This is a genomic window from Haloarchaeobius amylolyticus (genome assembly GCF_042678045.1).
GTDB classification, from domain to species: Archaea; Halobacteriota; Halobacteria; order Halobacteriales; family Natrialbaceae; genus Natrinema; species Natrinema amylolyticus_A.
This window is the reverse complement of record NZ_JBHUDI010000008.1, coordinates 69,107-89,807: the sequence shown is the minus strand read 5'-3', so window position 1 is coordinate 89,807 and position 20,701 is coordinate 69,107. Positions and strand designations below refer to the sequence as shown.

The 20,701-nt window shown below is 60.9% G+C and carries 19 protein-coding genes and 1 pseudogene; 14 read left to right on the top strand and 6 right to left on the bottom strand.

Annotated elements, in window-relative coordinates; genetic code table 11:
* Positions 1–110: 110 nt before the first annotated feature.
* The 4 genes from mftA to mftF are packed head-to-tail and all read left to right on the top strand — an operon-like array spanning position 111 to position 2,922.
* Positions 111–233: a mycofactocin precursor MftA gene (mftA, locus tag ACFR99_RS13490; protein ID WP_390288281.1), complete on the top strand. Its 123-nt coding sequence runs from the start codon at positions 111–113 to the stop codon at positions 231–233.
* Between the two features lie 3 nt (positions 234–236).
* On the top strand, positions 237–476 hold the full coding sequence (mftB2, locus tag ACFR99_RS13485; RefSeq protein ID WP_390288204.1) for a mycofactocin biosynthesis chaperone MftB2: 240 nt from the start codon (positions 237–239) through the stop codon (positions 474–476).
* A complete protein-coding gene (mftC, locus tag ACFR99_RS13480) occupies positions 466–1,425 on the top strand; it encodes a mycofactocin radical SAM maturase (RefSeq protein ID WP_390288202.1) in 960 nt (319 codons plus the stop codon). Before mftB2 ends, mftC begins: the two co-directional genes overlap by 11 nt.
* 3 nt (positions 1,426–1,428) lie before the next feature.
* The gene (gene mftF / locus ACFR99_RS13475; RefSeq protein WP_390288200.1) at positions 1,429–2,922 is read left to right on the top strand and encodes a mycofactocin biosynthesis glycosyltransferase MftF; all 1,494 of its coding nucleotides are present in this window, start codon (positions 1,429–1,431) and stop codon (positions 2,920–2,922) included.
* 995 nt (positions 2,923–3,917) lie between these two features.
* On the opposite strand, the gene ACFR99_RS13470 is transcribed toward mftF, so the two are convergent.
* Complete coding sequence (locus tag ACFR99_RS13470) at positions 3,918–4,202, bottom strand: PadR family transcriptional regulator (RefSeq protein WP_390288198.1); 285 nt, start codon at positions 4,200–4,202, stop codon at positions 3,918–3,920.
* Between the two features lie 348 nt (positions 4,203–4,550).
* Here ACFR99_RS13470 and ACFR99_RS13465 point away from each other — a divergent pair, with 348 nt between their 5' ends.
* Positions 4,551–5,567, top strand: coding sequence for a CHRD domain-containing protein (locus ACFR99_RS13465; RefSeq protein WP_390288196.1), 1,017 nt, complete (start codon positions 4,551–4,553; stop codon positions 5,565–5,567).
* Positions 5,568–5,781: 214 nt separating this feature from the next.
* On the opposite strand, the pseudogene ACFR99_RS13460 reads toward ACFR99_RS13465, so the two are convergent.
* Positions 5,782–5,883, bottom strand: a pseudogene (locus ACFR99_RS13460) (RNA-guided endonuclease InsQ/TnpB family protein); the annotation flags it as partial.
* Positions 5,884–6,006: 123 nt separating this feature from the next.
* Complete coding sequence (locus ACFR99_RS13455) at positions 6,007–6,912, bottom strand: helix-turn-helix transcriptional regulator (protein WP_390288194.1); 906 nt, start codon at positions 6,910–6,912, stop codon at positions 6,007–6,009.
* A gap of 283 nt (positions 6,913–7,195) precedes the next feature.
* Between ACFR99_RS13455 and ACFR99_RS13450 the strand changes: the two genes are divergently transcribed.
* From ACFR99_RS13450 to ACFR99_RS13435, 4 genes are all read left to right on the top strand, one after another.
* Complete coding sequence (locus tag ACFR99_RS13450; protein WP_390288279.1) at positions 7,196–7,570, top strand: carboxymuconolactone decarboxylase family protein; 375 nt, start codon at positions 7,196–7,198, stop codon at positions 7,568–7,570.
* Positions 7,571–7,840: 270 nt separating this feature from the next.
* Positions 7,841–9,241 carry an FAD-binding oxidoreductase gene (locus tag ACFR99_RS13445; protein ID WP_390288192.1) on the top strand — a complete coding sequence of 467 codons (1,401 nt, stop codon included), beginning with the start codon at positions 7,841–7,843 and terminating at the stop codon, positions 9,239–9,241.
* A gap of 183 nt (positions 9,242–9,424) precedes the next feature.
* The gene (locus tag ACFR99_RS13440) at positions 9,425–10,192 is read left to right on the top strand and encodes a response regulator (RefSeq protein ID WP_390288190.1); all 768 of its coding nucleotides are present in this window, start codon (positions 9,425–9,427) and stop codon (positions 10,190–10,192) included.
* 806 nt (positions 10,193–10,998) lie between these two features.
* Positions 10,999–13,110 (top strand): PAS domain-containing sensor histidine kinase, encoded by a 2,112-nt coding sequence (locus ACFR99_RS13435; protein WP_390288188.1) that lies wholly within the window; start codon positions 10,999–11,001, stop codon positions 13,108–13,110.
* A gap of 55 nt (positions 13,111–13,165) precedes the next feature.
* Here the strand turns inward: ACFR99_RS13435 and ACFR99_RS13430 are convergent, their stop codons facing one another.
* Complete coding sequence (locus ACFR99_RS13430) at positions 13,166–13,561, bottom strand: CopG family ribbon-helix-helix protein (protein ID WP_390288186.1); 396 nt, start codon at positions 13,559–13,561, stop codon at positions 13,166–13,168.
* Positions 13,562–13,970: 409 nt separating this feature from the next.
* Between ACFR99_RS13430 and ACFR99_RS13425 the strand changes: the two genes are divergently transcribed.
* The 5 genes from ACFR99_RS13425 to ACFR99_RS13405 are packed head-to-tail and all read left to right on the top strand — an operon-like array spanning position 13,971 to position 18,773.
* Positions 13,971–15,434 carry a metal ABC transporter substrate-binding protein gene (locus ACFR99_RS13425; RefSeq protein ID WP_390288184.1) on the top strand — a complete coding sequence of 488 codons (1,464 nt, stop codon included), beginning with the start codon at positions 13,971–13,973 and terminating at the stop codon, positions 15,432–15,434.
* Positions 15,431–15,652 (top strand): DUF7511 domain-containing protein, encoded by a 222-nt coding sequence (locus ACFR99_RS13420; RefSeq protein WP_390288182.1) that lies wholly within the window; start codon positions 15,431–15,433, stop codon positions 15,650–15,652. Before ACFR99_RS13425 ends, ACFR99_RS13420 begins: the two co-directional genes overlap by 4 nt.
* Positions 15,649–16,422 (top strand): metal ABC transporter ATP-binding protein, encoded by a 774-nt coding sequence (locus ACFR99_RS13415; RefSeq protein ID WP_390288180.1) that lies wholly within the window; start codon positions 15,649–15,651, stop codon positions 16,420–16,422. The genes ACFR99_RS13420 and ACFR99_RS13415 overlap by 4 nt, the downstream gene beginning before the upstream one ends.
* A 32-nt stretch (positions 16,423–16,454) precedes the next feature.
* The gene (locus ACFR99_RS13410; RefSeq protein ID WP_390288178.1) at positions 16,455–17,489 is read left to right on the top strand and encodes a metal ABC transporter permease; all 1,035 of its coding nucleotides are present in this window, start codon (positions 16,455–16,457) and stop codon (positions 17,487–17,489) included.
* Between the two features lie 36 nt (positions 17,490–17,525).
* Positions 17,526–18,773: an FAD/NAD(P)-binding protein gene (locus ACFR99_RS13405; RefSeq protein WP_390288176.1), complete on the top strand. Its 1,248-nt coding sequence runs from the start codon at positions 17,526–17,528 to the stop codon at positions 18,771–18,773.
* Between the two features lie 224 nt (positions 18,774–18,997).
* Here the strand turns inward: ACFR99_RS13405 and ACFR99_RS13400 are convergent, their stop codons facing one another.
* Together ACFR99_RS13400 and ACFR99_RS13395 are read right to left on the bottom strand one after the other, a co-directional pair.
* Positions 18,998–19,264 carry a hypothetical protein gene (locus tag ACFR99_RS13400; RefSeq protein ID WP_390288174.1) on the bottom strand — a complete coding sequence of 89 codons (267 nt, stop codon included), beginning with the start codon at positions 19,262–19,264 and terminating at the stop codon, positions 18,998–19,000.
* A 2-nt stretch (positions 19,265–19,266) separates the two neighbouring features.
* Positions 19,267–20,547 (bottom strand): GTP-binding protein, encoded by a 1,281-nt coding sequence (locus tag ACFR99_RS13395; protein WP_390288172.1) that lies wholly within the window; start codon positions 20,545–20,547, stop codon positions 19,267–19,269.
* Positions 20,548–20,701: the final 154 nt, after the last annotated feature.

Genomic DNA, 20,701 nt, shown 5'->3' with positions numbered 1-20,701 from the left:
ATTGACGTTCCGCAGCGAGCACGACCTCCTGTCCTCGCCGCAACGTATATGAGTCTCTACTGTATGGTTGGTAACACATGTCACGAGTAGCAAACGACGACCCGGAGGGGGTGCACGCGGAAACGGCCCAGTCTCACGACGAAGCCGAAACCGACTCCGACGAGCAGCCGGAGATCGAAGCGGACCTGTTCGAAGAGGAGCTTCGAATCGACGGGATCTGCGGCGTCTACTGAGCCATGACGCACACTGTCGCCTGTCCCGATCACATCAAATTCCGTCGTGAAGCGGACGGTGGACTCGTCTACGACCACGAGAACTACGGTTACGAGGACGCCTCGTTGTACGTCGTCCGCGAGGACGTCATCGACGTCCTCGAGTTCGTCGGCGACGGCAGACCGCGAGCGGCGGTCGAGTCGGCCTTCTCCGAGTCGATCGTCGACTCGCTGCTCGAGCGGGGTGTCCTCGATGCACACTGAACCGCTTTCGGCACCGGTGACGATCACGTGGGAAGTAAGTCTCGGCTGTAACCTCCACTGTGACCACTGTCTTTCGGGCAGCGGCCCCGGCCACCAGCGACCGAACGAACTGACGACCGGGGAAGCGAAGGCGTTCATCGACGAACTCGACGAACTGGACGTCTTTCAGGTCAACATCGGCGGCGGCGAACCGTTCGTCCGCCCCGACATGCTCGAGTTGCTCGCGGAACTCACCGACCGGGATATCTCGACGTGTGTGAGCACGAACGGCACGCAACTCGACGCGGAGACCCTCGACACACTCGAGGCGATGGATCCGCTGTTCCTGCAGGTGAGCCTCGACGGGCTCCGCGCGGAGAACGACGCGATCCGTGGCGAGGGCGTTTACGACACCGTCGTCGACGCGCTCGAGCGACTCGCGGACCGCGACATCGGAACGACGGTGAACACGGTCGTCACGTCACAGAACGTCGCCGACCTGCCCGAGATCTACGAGCTGGCCGACGCACACGGTGCCGGCCTTCGACTCAACCGGTTCCGTCCGAGCGGCCGCGGTGAAGACGCCTGGGACCGGTTCCGACTCGAGCCCGACCAGATCCGGTTTCTCCACGGCTGGCTCGAGGACAGGCCCGACGTCAGGACTGGCGACTCGTTTTTCTATCTCAACGCGCTCGGCGAGGTTCGAAACGAGACGCTCAAACAGTGCGGTGCCGGCTCGCTCACGTGTCTCGTCGATCCCGTCGGCGATGTCTACCCGTGTGCGTTCACCCAGTGGGATGACCTCGCCGCGGGCAACGTCACCGAAGATGGATTCGCAGCCGCCTGGAGCAACATCGCGTCGCTCCGGAGCCAGATCGACGGCCACGAGGGGTGTCCTGCGGTCGCGATGGGAAGTTCCGATCCCAGCGGCGAGGACCCCCAGCTCCGGGCGATCCTTTCGGACGACTAACGGATGGGGGACGCCTCACGCGACGCGCTCGGTCGGTATCGGCTGTGGGACGGTGTCTCGCTTCGCTCCGGCGTGTTCGTCTCGAGGCGGCCACTCGCCGTGACGACGCTGAACGAGAGCGCCGTCGACGTCGTTTCCGAACTCGAGACGACGGCATTTACCTCCCCCACAGCGATCGCAGCGGCGACCGGCTACGACCGATCGGCGGTCGCTCGCATCCTCGACGGGCTTCACCAGCGGGGCTTTCTCGAGTGGGCGCCCGCACGCGACGCAGCGCATCGTCCCCCGGTCTCGGTCGTCGTCACTGTCAGGAACGACCGCGCGAACCTGCAGGTGTGTCTCGACGCGCTAGCGACACTCGCGTACGATGAGTACGAGGTGGTCGTGGTCGACGACGGCTCAACCGACGGCACAGCAGCACTGGCGCGTTCACACTCGCTCGCGGATGCGGGCCGACTCGAGTACGTCTCGGTCGGCTCGGCGACCGACCCGCTCGGGATCGGCGCGTCTCGCAACCACGGCGTCGAGGCGACGAGCTACGACGTGATCGCCTTCACCGACGCCGACTGCCGGCCGAGGGAGACGTGGCTCGCCGAACTCGTTCCCGTTCTTGCCGCCCACGACCTCGTCGGCGGCCGAATCCGACCTGCGGGGGAGACGCCAGCGGACGTCTACGAGGGCGTCAACTCCTCGCTCGACATGGGCGCGTACGCGGCGCGCATCAGGCGGGACGGCCAGACGCCGTATCTTCCGACGGCAAACCTCGTCGGCAGGCGCGAGGTTTTCGAATCGGTTCCGTTCCCGGACCGAAACGTCGCCGAGGACGTCGATGTCTGCTGGCGCGCCCTCGAGGACGGCTACGACGTCGTCTACACGCCGATGGGCGTCGTCGAACACGCATATCGGACCAGCATCCGATCGTTCGCGTCCCGACGGGCGGACTACGGCTCCTCGGAAGCGCTGCTCGCTCGCACGTACGGCCACGGCGACGCCGTCGGGCTCCCGATCTGGCTCGTCCTCGTCGCCCTCTCGGCCGTCGCAGCGGCTATCGGCGGGACGACCCTCCTCGCTGGCGGCGTGATCGGCGCTGCCGTCGTCGGCTACTCGACGCTCGCGGTCGTCCGGACTGCTCGTCGACTGCGGACCGCTGTCGAGACGGGTGCCGTCGTCCGGAGCCTGCTCCGAAGTACGCTGTCGACGGTGTACGCGCTCTCGAGGGAGGTGACGCGCTACTACGCGATTCCGGTCGCACTCCTCGCCGTTGTACTCGTCCCTACGTCGGTCGGGACGGCGGTCGCCCTCGCGCTGTCGGTCGTTGTCGCCCTCCCTGCTGCCGTCGAGTACGCCGTCCACCGGCCGGCGGTCTCGCCGCTCCGGTACGGACAGTACTACCTCACCGATCACCTCGGCTACCAACTCGGGGTCTATCGTGGAGCGATCGGACACCGAACGCTCGCCCATCTCTCACCGGTCGCTCGGTTTCGCCTCCGAGTATGACCTCGTGACAGCGAGTCGCGCGCAGTTGCCTCGGAACCGACGGACAACCGGCAGTACGCGCGTGGTTCGCCTCAGGTTGATCGGGAACCGCAGGCTGGGCATTCCAAGCGTTGGACACCATCAGGGTCGAGCGTCCATTCTAGTGTGGCCCCACAGTTGTCGCAGCTATCGTCGTCACTGCTCTCGCCGTCCGAAGACTGACACTCCATGCCGATCCCTGGCTGCATCGGTCATCGATTGACAGCCAACGATCAAATAGCTGTGTTAGACGACACGTTCGTCACTGGCTCGAGGTGATGACCGCTCGTCCCGAGTCTGCTACCTGACGCTACGGCGAGTAACGAGAGTCACAGGAGAGGGCGAGTAGTGTTGGGAGGGACACCAGCCTCACCCTCGAGTTGCGGCAAACGACTGTCCTCGTTGGCTGCCCTGGCAGCCATGCTATCGTATGGCAAGGGATTTGTTGAATCTATCGCAACTTCGCAGTGAGTGATCCTGAACGGATCTCGGTGAACGAGCAAACCCGGGCCGCCGTCACAACTCGTTGTACCGAATCTCTGTGAGACGTTCGTGCCACTGACAGTCAGTGCACACCTGATCGCACGACCGCTGTGCGATCAGTGTGTAAATCGTTTCAGTTGTTAGTATCGTTCCTGACTCGAGTCGACCCGTTCTAGCGGGACGACGCCGAACAGTGAACTCTCCGAAACGATCGTCGTACAGCGTGCAGAGGCCGGCACACCGAGACTGTCATCCCAGGGTCCGCGAACAGATCAGTTCCGTCTTCGAGGCAGGTGTGTCTCCGGGACGGTTCCGAGTGAGTGAGAATCGGAATGAAGTTGATAATACCAACGCCGAACATATCCGCTGTCGCGTACCCCACATGCGCGACATAGGCAGATCCAATCAACTATTCGTCTCTGTTCCTGCCCTGGCTCCGCTCGGCGGCTATCACCCCAGGCCCATCCGAGCGGGTTTTAGCCATGCAACGACGTTCAGTAGCTACTATAGTCGATGTACTGTGATTTCCACTCCTGTCGTTCCACAATCGCTTGCTCGCCGTCCGCTGTAATCGTATAATAGTTCGTTCGTCTGTCGAGTTCCCCTTTTTCGACGAGGCCTTTGTTGACGATGGTGTCGAGATTCGGATACAATCGACCGTGGTTGATCTCGCTGCTGTAGTAGCCCTCGATCTCTTCCTTGACGTCCTGTCCGGATGGGCGATCGAACCCGGCGATCACATACAGCAGGTCGCGTTGAAACCCCGTGAGGTCATCCATGTCACAGGTGTTCAGTTGATTCGATATTTGTTATCCAAGAGATACACCGCTGTAAGGTCATGTAACTGAGTATGTTTCTCTGCTGGATACCCACTCAACGATGGGAACCATCGAGTCGAGTGCCGACTCGATCCGGTCGCCGACCGGATCGGCCATCGTGATGACTTCAGGTCGGTTGCTATTCAATTATTTATCAGCAACCGCCACACGATACACGTGCGCGGATTAACTCGCGATGGCATTGCAAGTGCTGACTTTACCGTCGATACTCGTGTGGAAGGTGGTATGACCGACGATGACTCACGATCAACGGCGCGAAACGCTCTCGGCATCCACAGGCGCACACTCATGGCTCTCGGCACAGCGACGGCGCTTGGAACCGGACTCGGGGCGACCGGGGCCGCACAATCGTCTTCTCCCGCCGAAGACGACTCAGAAGACTCGAGCGGGCTTTTCGTGGGTGCATTGACCGGCGATCAACAGCTCGAGCCGGTCGAGACAACAGCGACTGGCGGTGCAGTGGTCAGTCTAAGCGAAGATGGGAGTGAACTCGAGTACGCGTTATTGGTTACTGCCATCGAAGACACTAACCAGGCACACATCCACCTCGGCTCGTCCGGCGAGGAGGGCCCCGTCGTGGTGTGGCTCTATCCCGGTCCCGACGCCGACGAGCCCGAACTGCAGGACGGACGGTTCGACGGCATCCTCGCGACCGGAACGATCACCGAAGAGCATCTCACCGGCGACCTCGAGGGAGAGAGCCTCGAGGCTCTCGTCGACGAGATCAGGAACGAAAACACGTACGTGAACGTTCACACCGAAACGCACCCTGCAGGCGAGATCAGGGGCCAGCTCGTCCGGACCGAGGACGTCGCCGCTGCACTGCACGACGGGGGATCGGACGCGGACGATGCGGTCGAGCCGACCGACGTGCCATCGGATGCGAACTGTGCGGTCTGTAACATGGTTCCTGCGGAGTACCCCGACTGGAACGCACAACTCGTCCACGAGGACAGCGAGCGCGCGTACTTCTGCACGCCCGGCTGTCTGGCCACGTATTACGTCGTCCCCGAGCAGTTCGCCGCGACCGATGCGTCGATCACGGGGGCGTGGGTGAACGATTTCGAGACCCGTGAACTGATCGACGCGTTCCAGGCGAGGTTCGTGCTCGAGACCGATTCCGACCGGGTCGAGGATCCGATGCGGCTAAACCCGTTGCCGTTCGGCGACGAGACGGACGCGACGACGTACGTCGAGCAGTACGACGATCTCGACGACAGTGACGTCGTCTCCATCGATGAGTTCGACCGAGACATCGCCGAGCTGTACCGGGGGCAGTTACTCGATCAAAACGAGTCCGCCTGATATGGACTCCTGTCGGTCAGTACCGGTGCGGCCGCACGCCGTCCTGCGGACGCGCCGGCAACTCGTGGCAGCAGACCGTATGAGAGTCGTGGCAGTGCGGACCGGTTCGGTTCAGACAGCGCCCATCTTTTCGGAGATGTAATCGCCCGACTGCGGCGGGTCGGTCCTCCGATCGAACCGATAGTAACAACTGAAACTGTTCACACACCCTGTTCTATGCAGAGGCAGAAGGCACGTATTCCCCGCTTACGTTCAGCGGCCCGCGATTCAAGCGCACATCTCCGGGTGTGCCTCCGTCGCCTGCATTTTGCCTACGTTCAAAAACCGCAGCGCGATTTTCGAGCGGTACCCTGAAGTCCGGGATGGTGACGCCGAACGGCAGGGTCACCCCATATACCCCGACGGGTGCAAACTTCCGGAAAATACGAAGGTACTGATATCACCCGATTAGCTCTGTTTGCTTGTCGAGTGGTGCAGAATCTGCTCTAACCGACGCGTAGATTCGGTCGGCCCACTCACACGCGATCGGTGCATCCGTATCGACGAACACCTGCATGAGTCCAGTGGACTCGTCGTAGCCGCCGATTCCGACGCGGTCATCGAAAATAGCCAGACCATACGGGAGCTCATCACGTGTCCGGAGGGTCAGGTGCCCGCGATCGATCGCCTCTCGGGCGCGCTCCGGGTACGTCTCGAACAGTTTTTCGACGATAGTGGGCAGATAGACGATTTCGGTGTCGGTCTCTTCGAAGATCTGGTGGTGGAACTCACCCAGCACGAGCGGTGCCATGTGCGTCGTGTTGAACCCCCGGAAGGTCTCGGAGTCGCTGAGTAACGAGAGAAACCGTTCGACCGGCTGGTAGGGATCGTCCGGTTCAGCGAGCGTGACCGTCGCGTCCACAAACGGTTCGAGAACGAACTCCTGGTGGTCCTTACAGATGACGTCCAACAGCGGTGACAATCGGCGGACAGTACGCACGTTCGCCTCGAACCGGAGGACCTCGTCGGCAACGGCCTCACCGGCCCCGGTCAACTGGAACCGGCCGTCGATTTTTTCGACGAAGCCCTGTTCATCGAGCCACTGCGTGAAGCGGTGACTCGTCGCCCGCGAGACGTCTAAGTGCTCTTCGATCTCGCGACGATCGAGCGACTCCGTGCGGAGCGCTTCCAAGACGGGTCCATGTCGCACGATGTCCCCCAGCAGGTCAGTGTCAACACGCTCGCCTGCTGCATCAAGTCGTTCGCCGAGATACTGTTGGTTCCGCGCATTTTCCAGGATGGCCTCTAGGATCGGTGACCCAGGTGGCGGATGTCCGTCATCGAGTGATCGTTCGTGGAACTCCATAGGACCCACTAGTTTGGCAGAGAGTGCCACGGGTGAAAAGTCTGTCCTGCTGATGTCGAAACCCGTTAGTTAGAACCCTTCAATTAGGAAATAATAGCAATAAAGGGCTGCATTCAACCGATGTGATCGGGAGTTTCCGCTTGGATATACGGACTGATCTTCAGCGGCTGCGTTGACGGCAGACAGTGCGAGAATTTCATGAGGTAGCTATTTGATTCCTCTCAGTCATATAATTACTTCGCGGGGGTGTTCCAAAATGGCATCAGAACGAACAATACAGGAGATGGAAGAAGCGCTCGGACAGGTACCAGGCTTCATGGAGCCTCTTGCAGAGCCAGCAAGCGACCACAGCTGGGGCCTCTTTCGAGACCTCGTCCTCGGGGAGACCGAACTGTCCGCACGGGAGAAAGCGCTCGTCGGGCTTAGTGCAGCGGCCGTGACGAAGTGTCCCTACTGCACCTACTTCCACAAAGAGGAAGCACGGTTGACCGACGTGACGGAGGAAGAAATCGAAGAAACGATCACCGTTGCCAGCAATACGCAGTATTTCTCAACAATCTTGCACGGGAACGAGTACGACCATGACGAGTTCGTCGCCGAGACAGACGAGATCGTTGAGTACGTCAGCGAACAAGAGGAGGCCGCCGCGGACGACTAAACCAACCGGCACGAAGCAATTACACTCTCGTGCCGATTTTGTTCTGCTGGATACAACTCCTATTTCTCCACGCGGTCTTGCTACGAAGCGAAGGAGAGAGGGGGTCAAAATCACCGTCGCCACCTACATCCCTATGCTGAGTACTGGGAATTCAATAGACACCCATCTTGTGCGCGAGATGAGAGTCCTCTCACATCCTGAAACAGTGCGTATTCCGTCGAACGTCTCTCCGTGAATGAGGCTAACAGCCACGCAACCGACAGAGCAGATATGGCACAACCGACGATCGAAGACAAACAGATCGAACAGTTCGAAGCAACGCTGCACGGCGACCTCATTCGGCCCGACGACGCCGACTACGACGACGCCCGCGCAGTCTGGAACGGGATGATCGACAAGTATCCAGAGCTGATTGCGCGGTGTCGAGGCGCGGCGGACGTCATCCAGGCTGTCGAATTCGCCCGCGAGACCGACCTTCCCGTGGCTGTTCGGGGCGGTGGCCACAACGTCGCCGGGACTGCCGTCTGTGACGATGGCCTCGTGATCGACCTCTCGGAGATGCGGGGCGTGTGGGTCGATCCTGACGCACAGCGGGCGTGGGTCCAGGGTGGTGCCACGTGGGCCGACGTCGATCACGAAACCCAGTCGTTCGGCCTGGCGACGCCCGGCGGTGTCGTCTCGGACACGGGCGTCGCCGGACTCACGCTCGGCGGCGGTATCGGGCATCTTCGGTGTAAATACGGCTTGACAAGTGACAACCTCGTTTCCGTAGATCTCGTCACAGCTGACGGCGAGTTTCTGACCGCCAGCGAGGAGGAAAACGAGGAGCTCTTCTGGGGACTTCGCGGTGGCGGCGGCAACTTCGGTGTGGTGACCGGCTTCGAGTTCGATCTCCACCCGGTCGGGCCGGACGTTGCAACCTGTCTGGTGTTCTACCACGGCGACGACTTGGCGGACGTCCTGTCGGCTTACCGTGAGTACGTCGATTCCGCTTCCCGCGAGGTTAGCACTCTCGTCTTCGCTGGTGAACTTCCCGATGAAGAACTGTTCGGCGCCGACGTTCTCTACGAGCCGAAGTTCGCCATCATGGGGTGTCACTCCGGGGGCGTCGAGGTCGGCACAGGGGAGCTGGCGCCGTTACGAGGACTCGCCGATCCGCTCGCGGACTTCAGCGGGGTGATGCCCTATGCCGACTTCCAGCGGATCCTCGACGAAGACTACCCTGACGGAATGCGTTACTACTGGAAATCACTGTATCTGGATGGAATCACCGAGTCGGCAATCGATCGGATCACGTACTGGGCCGACGCGGCTCCATCACCGCTCTCGACGGTCGATATCTGGCAGATAGGCGGCGCAATTACCGACATCGGCGTCGAAGAGAGTGCGTTCGCCGGCCGGCACGCACCGTACCTCCTCGGTGTCGAGGCGAACTGGGAGGACCCCCAGATGGACAGTGCCAACGTGGAGTGGGTCCGGGACTGTCTGGACGACATGCGGCAGTTCTCCGACGGTTCAGTCTACCTGAACTTCCCGGGCTTCTTGGAGGACAACGATGAAACCATGGAAACCACGTTCGGGGCGACGTACGAACGCTTGAGCGCGTTGAAAAATGAGTATGACCCGACGAACCTCTTCAGCCTGAACCAGAATATCAAGCCGACCACGTAGAGCCAGCTAGCCGTTTCCGTTTTCCCGCCAGCCGTATAACGAAACCGATACCGGCGTTCGTACTCCCCGATACGGGAACCTGCTATCTTCAGAGGGCGTCCACATAGCCGGACTATCGGCCATTTTTGTAATATCTTAGAATTGTAAATAATGCTTATGATTGTGTGGTCATCTCTACCAGATATGGGAACCAATAGTACTCCGCGTAGACGTGATCACGCCGATCTCTCGAGCGATGAGTTGTTTCACGTCCTCGCCAACGCGAATCGGCGAACCGTGCTATTTCACCTTCGCCAGCACAGAGCGGCGACAGTCGACGAACTCACTGACGTAATCACAGAGATCAGCGGAGACGAGTCTCAGGTGCCCAATCGCGAACAGTTGCGCGCGTCGTTACATCACAGTCAGTTTCCCACACTCGTCAACGCCGGGCTCATAACGTACGATCCGGAACAGCAGATAGCCGAGTCTACGGACGTTCACGGCCAGATCGGCGAGTGGCTCGACCTCGCAGTTCGCCACCAGCTCCAACTCGAGAGCGTGCGCGAAACACAGCAACTCGACGGGCGTACGGAGATTCACGTATTGCTCGTCGACGACGAACCGGGACTCCCCGAAGCGATCGGTGCCTACATCGAACGCGAGAACGACGATATGACCGTCACCACTGCGACGAGTCCCCTCGAAGCGGTGACCCGACTCGAGGAAGCGCCGTTCGATTGTATCGTGAGTGACTATCAGATGCCGGCGATTAGCGGACTCGACTTTTTAAAAGCCGTCCGTGAAGAGGACGCGACCGTTCCCTTCATTGTGTTCACAGCGAAAGGGAGTGAAACAGTTGCGAGCCAGGCGATCGAGACTGGCGTTACTGACTATGTTCAGAAAGGACCGGATACCGAACGGTATGACGAGCTGGCAGCACGGATCCGCAAGGCAGTCGCTGACGACTAACGCCGTCGCCTACTCGAACCGGGCGCGTCAGCCGGTCGCGGATCGGCTATCCCGGCTCGCTAGCAAGACGATCTTTCAGTCACGAATGCACGCCGAAAACGCGTCCCGAAAGCGTATGTTCGCGCCCTCTCGTGAACGTGCAGTTTCTGATCGCTGTGTGACCGACGATGTCCGTTTCAAGTCGGTTGCACGAATCAAAGACGACAAGCAGATCGCCGGCGCCGCCACATGGGGTGCGACCGTTTTCCACCGATCGCCCGGAACCGGCCGGAACGCAGTTCCACCACGATGTCTCGAAAACGCCGTCGGACGACACTATTCAGCACGCTGTAGCGCGGAGACTCCTTCCTCAACGAGCGTCGGAGACGCGAGTAGGGAGGAGAGGAAGCGCGTTCGTACAAGATTAATACACTCGGCAACGTTCCCCGTGTTACTGTCGCCCTTGCACACGTCGGGGGCGATAGGAGCCACCAGTAAACTGGCTCCTGTGGTGCGGGAGTACCGTACCCTATACTCGGGAACGACGACCGCGAACGTGACGCCACTGGCCTCTCCGTCCCCATTTTGGGGTAGAGCGAGAGAACACCGGGAATTAAATCGGCGGGACAATCCACGAAACGGGTTCGGTAAGTGCGGGCCGCAGCAACGACTCCGGCCCGTTGCCCACTCCGTGGATGGTAAAAGGAAGCCGGGCCGCGTCCACGCATGGGGTCACGGGGCACAATGTCGTTGCGGTAAAGTCCCGTCCTCAAGGAGTGACCGACCGCCGCAAGGTGGGAGGGAGCGAGTAGGTCGGGGTAGTTTACATGATTGATGACCGAGCGAAATACGAGCACCTGATCGAGCGGATCTCGGATGCGTGCTGTGCAGTGGATACCGAGGGACGCGTTACGTACTGGAACGAACGGATAGCTGAGTGGACTGGCATCTCAGCCGCTGACATCGAAGGTGAAATCGTGTGGGACGCCGTTCAAGCTTTTCGCGGGGCCGCGTTCGAGTCACACTGCCGGGACGCCATCGAAACACAGGACACACACTCGTTCGAAACGCGACTCCGCGAGCCGGTCGACGTGTGGATCGAAGTGACTATGTACGCCGCTGGGGACGGTCTCACGATACTTGCCCGCGAAATCACTGCGCGCAAGGTACACGAGGAACGAGTCGAACTCGCGGAAACGTTGTTCGAGAACACACAGGATGCGCTCTTTCTCATCGATCTCGACGAGGGCGAAGACGAGTTCCGGCTCGAACGCGTCAATCCTGCCTACGAACGCCATACGGGGCTTACCAGCGACGAACTCAGTGGACGGGGGTTACGAGACGTCTTCGGTCTCGAAGAGGGGGCGATGATTCTCGAGAAGTACCGCGAGTGTGTCGCCCGGCGTGAACCGATCGAATACGAAGAACTCGTCTCGGTTCCCAACGAAGGGCCCTACTGGGAGACGCGGATTGCCCCCGTTATCATCGATGGCTCCGTCGAGAAACTCGTCGGAGCGACGCGTAATATCTCCGCGCAGAGAGATCGTGAACGCCGGTACGACGCCATATTCAACCAGACGTACCAGTATATCGGGTTGATGGACACCGACGGGATACTGCTCGAGGCCAACGAATCCGCGCTCGAATTCGGCGGGCTCGAGCGTGAGGCGGTCATCGGCCAGCCGATATGGGACACGTACTGGTGGCAGTTAGACGAGCGCACGCAGACGCAGCTGAAAGACGCCGTCAGGTCGGCTGCAACTGGCGAGTTCGTCCGCTACGACGTCGAAGTACAGGGTGCCGATGAAACCGTTATCATCGACTTCTCGATTCGACCGATCACGGACGAACGGGACGAGGTCGTCCTACTCGTCACCGAAGGACGAAACATCACCGAACACAAACGGCGAGCCCAGGAACTCGAGCAAAAGCGGGAGTTTCTCAGACAGATCCAGACCGTCGCGGATATCGGCGGCTGGGAAGTCGATTTCCGGACGGAGACGATGCGATGGACGGACGAAGTCTATCGCATTCACGGACTGCCAGCCGAGTACGAGCCGACGACCGAGGACGGCATCGACTTCTATCACCCGCGTGACAGAGCGACGATCACCGAAGCGTTCGAACGATTGCAGACGACAGGAGAGGGCTACGATCTGGAGCTACGGATCGTCACGGTCACTGATGAGCAACGCTGGGTTCGAACGCTGGGAACGCCGTGGGAAGACGACGATGGCACTCTTATCGGTGCCCGCGGCGCGTTTCAGGACATCACAGAGCGCAAAGAACGCGAACGCGAACTCCAGCGGTCCAACGCTCGTCTCGAGGAGTTCGCCTCCGTCGTCAGTCACGACCTCCGGAACCCACTGACAGTCGCCCAGGCCGCGCTCGAACTTGGCCGTGAGAGCGGTGCATCGGACGATTTCGATCGTGTCGAGGCTGCTCACAAACGGATGAACGCGCTCATCGACGATCTGCTGATGCTCGCACGCAACGGCCAGCAGGTCGACGAGACTCAGCCGATCGTCTTGCGGACGCTACTCGAGTCGGTCTGTGAGACGATTCCGAGTGACCACGCGACCATCGACATCGCGCTCGCGGACTATCGCGTCGATGGCGACGAGGCTCGGCTGCGGCAGTTGGTCGAGAATCTCCTCTCGAACGCGCTGGTCCACGGCGGCGACGACGTGACGATCCGTATCGGCCGGCTCGAGGGCCGTGACGGGTTTTACGTCGCCGATGACGGACCTGGGATCCCACGTGCGATACGCGAGGCAATATTCGATCACGGCTACTCGACGACGAGTGACGGAACGGGTTTTGGCCTCGCAATCGTCAAAGGCATCGCCGAAGCCCATGGCTGGAGGGTCGATGTGACCGAAAGCGAGGATGGGGGCGCACGATTTGAAGTGACCACGACACAACGGAATCCGGCGTGATACGATACGGCCGGTAGATGGCCGTTCCGGTGACAGATTGGTCTCGAGTGGGAATTCACCTATTGCTGTCCCGGAGAACCATGAGTTTCACCCGATGCACTCCATCGAAGTCCCGAAGCTGATAACTCAGCTCTCGAACCCGCTCCACGGTGCCTCGACAGAATAGGGATTCGAGACACCACTCACCTTGATGGGTATGGCTCGTATTGAGAATCACGTCTTGATATTCGTGTTGAACACTGTGGAGGTCCTTTATGACCTCGTGATGCCGATAATCGAAGGCCACGAGTGCAACCACGTTTCCGGTCAACTCTTCGAGCTGCGAATGCGACTCGATGTACTCCTGCATCGCTTCCCGGACTGCCCGTGACCGATTGTCGATCCCTTCGTCCTGCCAGACCTGGTCGAACTCTTCGAGAAGCTCATCTGGAATATTGAAACTCGTTCGCATTGTCTCTCTTTTCGTCAGCCCGGACCAAGAGTCCTGAGTATGACGACACCCCCGTTGTGGTATTAACAACCGTTATCGTCGTGTCTCCAACTGTCACACCCCGAGTTAGTCCACAGCGTGAGCGGCGAGCTGTCGACTGCGTCTGCTGACCGTTCTGTCTCACCATCACAATCGTTGGGATGTCTCTTGACCAGTGGATCGCAGTCGGGTTTGAGTGCTGGTAGGCTTGTCAGTAACGCAGCGAGGCCGAACCCGATGCTGTCGAGGCGGTCACCAGTTCTCCGACGAAAGAAGGTAACAATGGCTTACACCTCTGTTGATAACTCGGCAACTAATACTGGCCAATTTTATTAAGTCGACTATACACTATCATAGCTATTATTAGCTATGGCCAAAGATTTAGCAACAGATGTCGCAACATACCCGCCGACGAGTTATTGCAACGGGCCTTGGAGCAGCCACGTTTGGGACGATCGCAGGATGTCTCTCGGATAATTCCGGTAGTGACGGGACGGTAGCCCAGTCATCGTTTTTCGTGTTCGGTGATTTTGCGAACGAGGTCGCGGGCGACACTGCTACCGCAGAGACGCTCGTCCCGATCGGACAGCACGGACACGGGTGGGAACCGGGCCCGAAGGTTCAGGGGACGGTTCTCGAGTCCGATCTGTTCATCCACGGGACGGAGGGGTTCCAGCCCTGGGCTGACGACCTCGTCCAGAGCCTTCGAGACGATGGTGCCGACGTGCAAACGGTGGCCGTTGGCGAGGGGATAACCCTCGCCGAGGGCGGTCACGACCACGAGGAAGAAGCGGACCACGACCACGACGAAGCACACAGTGACGACCCCCTCGACAGTCACGCAGTCTCTCACGCGTGTGGCCACATGGAAGACGACGACATGGACCCACTCACCGCGGCGCCGTCTGCAGCGGACGCGGCGACGTTCTCACAAACTCACCAGCCGTACGCCGTCGAGCTTCCCGAAGCGACCGGCTACGTTGCCTTCGAAGCCGATGGGGGCGGTGAGTATGCGTTCTTTACGGATACCCACGACGCGGTCCGCCCGGTTTCTGGCTCCGTAGTTCACGAAGCACACGGCGTCGAGAACTGCGACGGTATCGAGGCGTACGACGTGGTTCACACCGAAACCGGGACTGTCACGCTCGAGCTTACCGGTGACACCGGGTCGTCTGTCACAGTGCTAGCGGAGGGTGTCTCTCGTGATGACGGCGAGCACGACCACGAGCACGGAACCGAGGACGACCACGACCACGCCGGTGATGACGAGGAAGCACACGCAGACGACGATGACGGTCACGATCACGACCACGCTGGCGGTCGCGATCCGCACTTCTGGCTCGACCCGACGCGAGCCAAGCAGGCGGTCGAGACCGTCCGTGACAGCTTCGCTGACGTCGATAGTGACAATGCCTCGGCGTACACCGAAAACGCCGACGCGTACAGCGCCAGACTGGACGAACTCGACGAGACGTTCCAGTCCGAACTGCAGGACGTGTCCAAAGACGTCGTGTTCGTCGCCGGGCACGACGCCTTCCAGTATCTCGGACAGCGATACGGCTTCGACGTGCAGACGCTCACCGGTCTCTCCCCGGACGACCAGCCCACACCACGGGACATCGAGCGGGCCCAGGAGATCATCGCCGACCACGATCTCGAGTACGTCTGTGCGGACCCGCTCGAATCACAGACGGCAGCGGAGCAACTCGTCGAAGAGACGGATGCGACCGACGTGCTCCCACTGACGCCGATCCCCGGCCAGACCCAGGAGTGGGCCGATGACGGCTGGGGGTACGTCGAAATCATGGAGAACATCAATCTCGAAACGCTGACGGAGGCTCTCGACGCGCGATGAGTGACCCAATCTCGACCGACCACGAACCGAAGTGGACCGGCTCGGCAGCACCGGGCGCGATCGATCCGTCGCGCTCGGGACTGCTGGCGGTCGTCGTCGGATCAGGAGCGCAGGCAGCCTGTACCATCTTTCCCCCTGATGTGGCCGTCCCGTATCGGACGACAGCATGGATAACGGCACACGGCGAGTCGTTCGTCGATCTCGAGGAAATGCGATGACACCCGACACAGCGACCGAACGGCACCCAGCAGATCCGATCATTAGCGTCGACGGGGTGACGTTTCGCTACGGTGAGCGGCCGGTCCTCGAGGACGTCTCGATCGACGTCGAACCGGGAACGTTTCTCGGCCTGGTCGGCCCGAACGGGAGCGGCAAGAGTACACTTCTCGAGCTGATGCTCGGCCTCAAACGGCCGGAGACAGGATCGGTAACGCTCTTCGGCGACCCGGCACACGAGTTCGCCGACGGCGAGCGACTCGGATACGTCGCACAGAACGTCACCGAGACGGCACGCGATATGCCGGTGACGGTGCGCGAAGCGGTCGCGATGGGGCGATACCCCCATCGACTCGTCGGCCGGTTTTCGGGGGCGGACCGCCGCGCGATCGACGAAGCGATGGACCGGGTCGGCATCACGGATCTCGCCTCGCGGCGCGTCGGCCGGCTCTCCGGTGGCCAGCGCCAGCGGGTTTTCATCGCCCGTGCGCTGGCTTCGGAGGCAGATCTCTTGGTCCTCGACGAGCCGACCGTCGGCGTGGACGCGGAGTCCCGGGAGGAGTTCTATCATCTCCTTCATACGCTCAACGCGACCGGGCTGACGATCATCCTCATCGAACACGACATCGGTGTCGTTACGACGTACGCGACCGAGATCGCATGTCTCAATCGCCGGCTGTATTTCGACGGCGATCCGGACGACTTCGTCGCGACCGATGCCCTTGCGGCAGCGTACGGCACTGACCAGCACGTCGTCCACCACGACCACTGACCATGACCCCACAACCATCTCCCATCCCTGAGATGACGGTCGAGAGTACGGCAACGCTCGGCTGGCTCCTCGGGGAACTGAGTGGCCTCTTCGAGTGGTTCCTCGAGGACGGCTACGGCGCAGTGATGGACGTCCTCGCTGAGAGCCTCGGCATCCCGATGCTCGGCTATCCCTACATGCAGCGAGCGTACCTCGCCGCCGTCTGTGTCGCCGTGATCGGGCCGCTCGTCGGCACCTTCCTCGTGCATCGAGAGATCTCGATGATCGGCGATACGCTCGCACACACCGCCTTCGCCGGCGTCGCCGTCGGCCTGTTCCTCAACGCGACGTTCGCGCTGTCGCTGTCGCCGCTGCTCACCGCGTTCGTCGTCGCGGTCGTCACGGCACTGCTCGTCGAGTTACTGATCGAATACGCCGGTGCGTACACCGACACGTCGCTGGCGATCGTATTGACCGGCGGGTTCGCAGTCGGAAGCATTCTCATCACGGCGACCGACGGCGGTATCGCCGTCGGGATCGACGCCTACCTGTTCGGGAGTCTAGCGACCGTGTCGAAAGGAGACGTCGGGTATCTCGTCTTCATGTGTCTCCTCGTCGGCGGGGTTGTCACGCTGGCGTACCGGCCACTGCTGTACGTCACCTTCGACGCCACGGCTGCCCGTGCGGCGAGACTCGGTGTCAGACGCTACAAACGACTCATGGTCGTTCTCACGGCGCTGGTCGTGGTCAGTGCGATGCAGATAATGGGCGTCATCCTCGTGGCAGCGATGCTTGTCGTTCCGGTTGCCGCCGCGGCGCTCGTCGCCCGGAGTTTCACGCACTCGATTCTCCTCGCAATACTCGCTGCCGAGTTCGCGGCAGTTGCCGGCGTCACCCTCTCGTACGTCTACGGTATCGCCGCTGGCGGCTCGATCGTCGTCACGGCGATTGCGGTGTATGCAGTCGTCCTCATTGCTCGAAAGCTCCCTGCTGACGCTCCGTTTCGTGCGCTGAGGGCGTCGAATCGATGTCGAGCCGACCGTTCCAGGGATGCCCTCGAGGCTGACGGCGGCGAGGAGGAACAGTAGCACACAGACGATCCACCGATCATTGGACGAAATCGAATGTACGAATACGTCATCGTCGGCGGCGGCGTTCACGGCACCTGTCTCGCAAACTACCTCATCGATAGCGGCGGCTACACCCACGACGAACTCCGGATCGTCGATCCCCGCGATGCGTTGCTCGCATCGTTTGCCACCAAAGCACGACAGTGTGGCATGCGGACGCTCCGGTCGTCGTTCGTCCATCACATCGACACCGAACCGTTCTCGCTCGAGACGTTCGCAACGGGACACGGTCGGGGGGACGAACTCGTCGCAACTGAGGACTATCCGAACCGGCCCACCCTCGAGCTCTTTCTCGATCATGCCAGATACGTCATCGACCGTCGCGACCTTGCGGACTGTCACGTTCAGGGAACAGTGAGTGCGATTACGGAGCCGGACCACGGGGAGTCCCTGCGGGTCGAGACGGACGAGAGGGCGTTTGACACTCGTCGTGTCGTTCTTGCTCTCGGTCTCGGCCCGCAACCGACGTACCCGGAGTGGACGACTCCCATGCCAGACGACGCGGCCCTCACCCACGTCTGGGAGGAAGGGTTCGATCCGACGGCGGCGACAGCGTTTGATGGCCGGACGATCGTCGTCGGTGGCGGCATTACGGCTGCACAGCTCGCGTGTCGCTTCGCGGAACAGACACACGTCACGCTGCTCTCTCGCCACGACCTGGAGACAGCACTCCCGGAGGCCGACCCCCAGTGGATTAACTGGGGTCATATCGAGACCCATATCCACACGCTCCCGGCTGGTTCTCAGGCGCGACACGACCGAATTCGGAACGTCAGGAACGACGCGACGATTCCTCCCTACGTCATGGACCGACTGACCGATGCCTGCAACCGTGGCGACCTCGCGGTTCGAATCGGCGAGATTTCGTGTGCTCACGCCACCGGTGATGGCTTGCTCGTCCGGTTTGCCGATGGGCGGTCCACAGCGACCGTCCAGGTCCTGCTCGCGACGGGCCTCGAGCCGGCACCCGATCATCCGCTGGTCAGCCAGGTCGCCGAGACGCTCGGTCTCGAGCGCGGTGCAAACGGCTTTCCCGTCCTCAACGATCGGACACTCGCCTGGCGACGAACTGACGGTGCCGACTCGAGGGTGTCTGTCTCGGGAATGCTCGCGGAGACGACGGTCGGACCCCTGGCTCGGAACGTCATCGGTGCGCGGCGAGTTGCTGAGCGACTCCTCACCGGCTGTTCAGAGTCGCGGGGGCAGCGCCGAACCGCATCTGAACCTGCACATCTCGGGTGACGCTGTGTCAGTGATGCGTATACTACCGGACAAAAGTCAGTGAATGCTCGATCGCGTCCCGGCGGCTGTCGCCGTCGGCGACAGCGTCTCGAGTGCGATCGATGTATGAACCGTTTTGTCCGGCAGTATTACCTCACGTGTTCTCTCGGCTGTGGCGGTGCAGCGAATGCTGTCTGCAGACTAACCAGCTACGACACGACAAAAGAAAGTCGCAGTAAGTATGACTACGCTAACACTTTGGCCTGTTTCCGAAGAGAGCGGTGAAGGCTCGAGTCGTCAGCGAGTCGCTCGAGCATATCGGTTGCCCCACACTGGCCGAGTGCGGACAGCGCCTGCCGGCGATACGGGCCGGCGAGCCCGCTCGTGACTGCGATGACCCGGAGTTGCGTCGTTGCCTCCGCCGTGGCAAGCTCATCGATGGCAGTCTTTCGGGTCTGACGCGGTACGTTTGCATCGACGACCGTCCGAAAGAGCGAGTGTGGCGACGGCATCGTTAGCCCGACAGGCCGATCTCTTCGGCTTGATCCTCGCTCGGCTGATCGTCCTGTTCGGTCGCTTCCGCAGCCGCTTCGTCGCCACCGAACGTCGGGAAGCGGTCCTCGAAGGACTCCCAGTCGGCGTCCATCTCCTCGTCGGTCAGCGTCGCGTCGTCGAGGTCACTACGGAGCATCTCGTGGTCCATCTCGGTGCCGATGAGAACGAGTTGGGTCCCCCTGTCGCCCCACGTCTCGTCCCAGACCTCCGCGAGCTCCGGATTCGCGTCGACGTATGCCTCGCGCTCCTCGGCTGGAAGGGCCGCAATCCACCTGCCAGCTGGCGTGATTCGGATCGACTGTCCGGCAACGTTCAATCCCAGTGCGATCTCCTCTCGTCCCGCCAGCCAGAAGTGTCCCTTCGACCGAACGACGTTCGTGGGGAACGAATCGAGCACGTCAGCGAACCGTTCTGGATGGAACGGACGCCGTGACGAGTAGACGAACGAGGTGACGCCGTGTTCTTCTTCGGCAGATTCGTGGGGTTCTCGCAGCTCCTGCAGCCAGCCAGCTGACTGGCTCGCTTCCTCGAGGTCGAACCGACCTGTATCCAGGACGAGTTCCGGGTCGACGTTCCCGTGTTCGGTCCGAACGATCTCCGCCCGCGGCTGGAGCACCTCGAGCATCGTCTCGATTTCCTCGAGCGTCTCCTCGTCGACGAGGTCACACTTGTTCAACAGGAGCACGTCACAGAACTCGATCTGTTCGACGAGCAGGTTCCCGAGGTCCTTCTCGGTGTCGCCGTCCATGAGCGACTCCGTGGAGTCGAACGTCGTCCAGAACTGGTGAGCGTCGACGACGGTGACCGTCGTGTCGAGGTCGTAGTAGTCCATCACTTCGATGCCGGTCTCCTCGTAGAACTCGGTCGGGTCGAGATCCGACTGGTCGAACCCCATCGTGAGCGTCTGGGCGACCGGAAGCGGTTCGGCGACCCCGGTGGATTCGACGACGAGGTAGTCGAAGTCGCGTGCCTGTGCGAGCTTTGCGAGCGCGTCGAGCAAGTCACCACGGAGTTCACAGCAGATACAGCCGTTCGACAACTCCACCAGTTCCTCGTCGTCCTCCGAAATGTCGGAGTGTTCGGCAACGCGGTCGGCATCGACGTTTACCTCCCCCATATCGTTGACGAGCACCGCGATGTCAAGCTCCGCACGCGTGTTCAGTAGGTTATTCAACACGGTCGTCTTGCCCGCGCCAAGAGTGCCACTCAGCACGGTGACGGGAATCGTCTCTCGATCCATCTATTATTAACTATAGCGGCTATATTATTTATAATTGGGTGCTAGCTAACTCGAGTTATTAATAAAGTGCCAGTCGACACCGCGATCGAGTATGCAGTGACGTCCAGTGGCTACTATGACTGGATCGCTGACGCACGAGCGGTTCTAACTCTGA

Coding starts and splice junctions, on each gene's coding strand:
- ACFR99_RS13410 (WP_390288178.1), top strand. CDS start 16,455: ATGACGGTCGAGAGTACGGCAACGCTCGGCTGGCTCCTCGGGGAACTG.
- ACFR99_RS13445 (WP_390288192.1), top strand. CDS start 7,841: ATGGCACAACCGACGATCGAAGACAAACAGATCGAACAGTTCGAAGCA.
- ACFR99_RS13435 (WP_390288188.1), top strand. CDS start 10,999: ATGATTGATGACCGAGCGAAATACGAGCACCTGATCGAGCGGATCTCG.
- ACFR99_RS13395 (WP_390288172.1), bottom strand. CDS start 20,547: ATGGATCGAGAGACGATTCCCGTCACCGTGCTGAGTGGCACTCTTGGC.
- mftB2 (WP_390288204.1), top strand. CDS start 237: ATGACGCACACTGTCGCCTGTCCCGATCACATCAAATTCCGTCGTGAA.
- mftC (WP_390288202.1), top strand. CDS start 466: ATGCACACTGAACCGCTTTCGGCACCGGTGACGATCACGTGGGAAGTA.
- ACFR99_RS13450 (WP_390288279.1), top strand. CDS start 7,196: ATGGAAGAAGCGCTCGGACAGGTACCAGGCTTCATGGAGCCTCTTGCA.
- ACFR99_RS13415 (WP_390288180.1), top strand. CDS start 15,649: ATGACACCCGACACAGCGACCGAACGGCACCCAGCAGATCCGATCATT.
- ACFR99_RS13400 (WP_390288174.1), bottom strand. CDS start 19,264: ATGCCGTCGCCACACTCGCTCTTTCGGACGGTCGTCGATGCAAACGTA.
- ACFR99_RS13440 (WP_390288190.1), top strand. CDS start 9,425: ATGGGAACCAATAGTACTCCGCGTAGACGTGATCACGCCGATCTCTCG.
- mftF (WP_390288200.1), top strand. CDS start 1,429: ATGGGGGACGCCTCACGCGACGCGCTCGGTCGGTATCGGCTGTGGGAC.
- ACFR99_RS13405 (WP_390288176.1), top strand. CDS start 17,526: ATGTACGAATACGTCATCGTCGGCGGCGGCGTTCACGGCACCTGTCTC.
- ACFR99_RS13425 (WP_390288184.1), top strand. CDS start 13,971: ATGTCGCAACATACCCGCCGACGAGTTATTGCAACGGGCCTTGGAGCA.
- ACFR99_RS13470 (WP_390288198.1), bottom strand. CDS start 4,202: ATGGATGACCTCACGGGGTTTCAACGCGACCTGCTGTATGTGATCGCC.
- ACFR99_RS13455 (WP_390288194.1), bottom strand. CDS start 6,912: ATGGAGTTCCACGAACGATCACTCGATGACGGACATCCGCCACCTGGG.
- ACFR99_RS13465 (WP_390288196.1), top strand. CDS start 4,551: ATGGCTCTCGGCACAGCGACGGCGCTTGGAACCGGACTCGGGGCGACC.
- ACFR99_RS13430 (WP_390288186.1), bottom strand. CDS start 13,561: ATGCGAACGAGTTTCAATATTCCAGATGAGCTTCTCGAAGAGTTCGAC.
- ACFR99_RS13420 (WP_390288182.1), top strand. CDS start 15,431: ATGAGTGACCCAATCTCGACCGACCACGAACCGAAGTGGACCGGCTCG.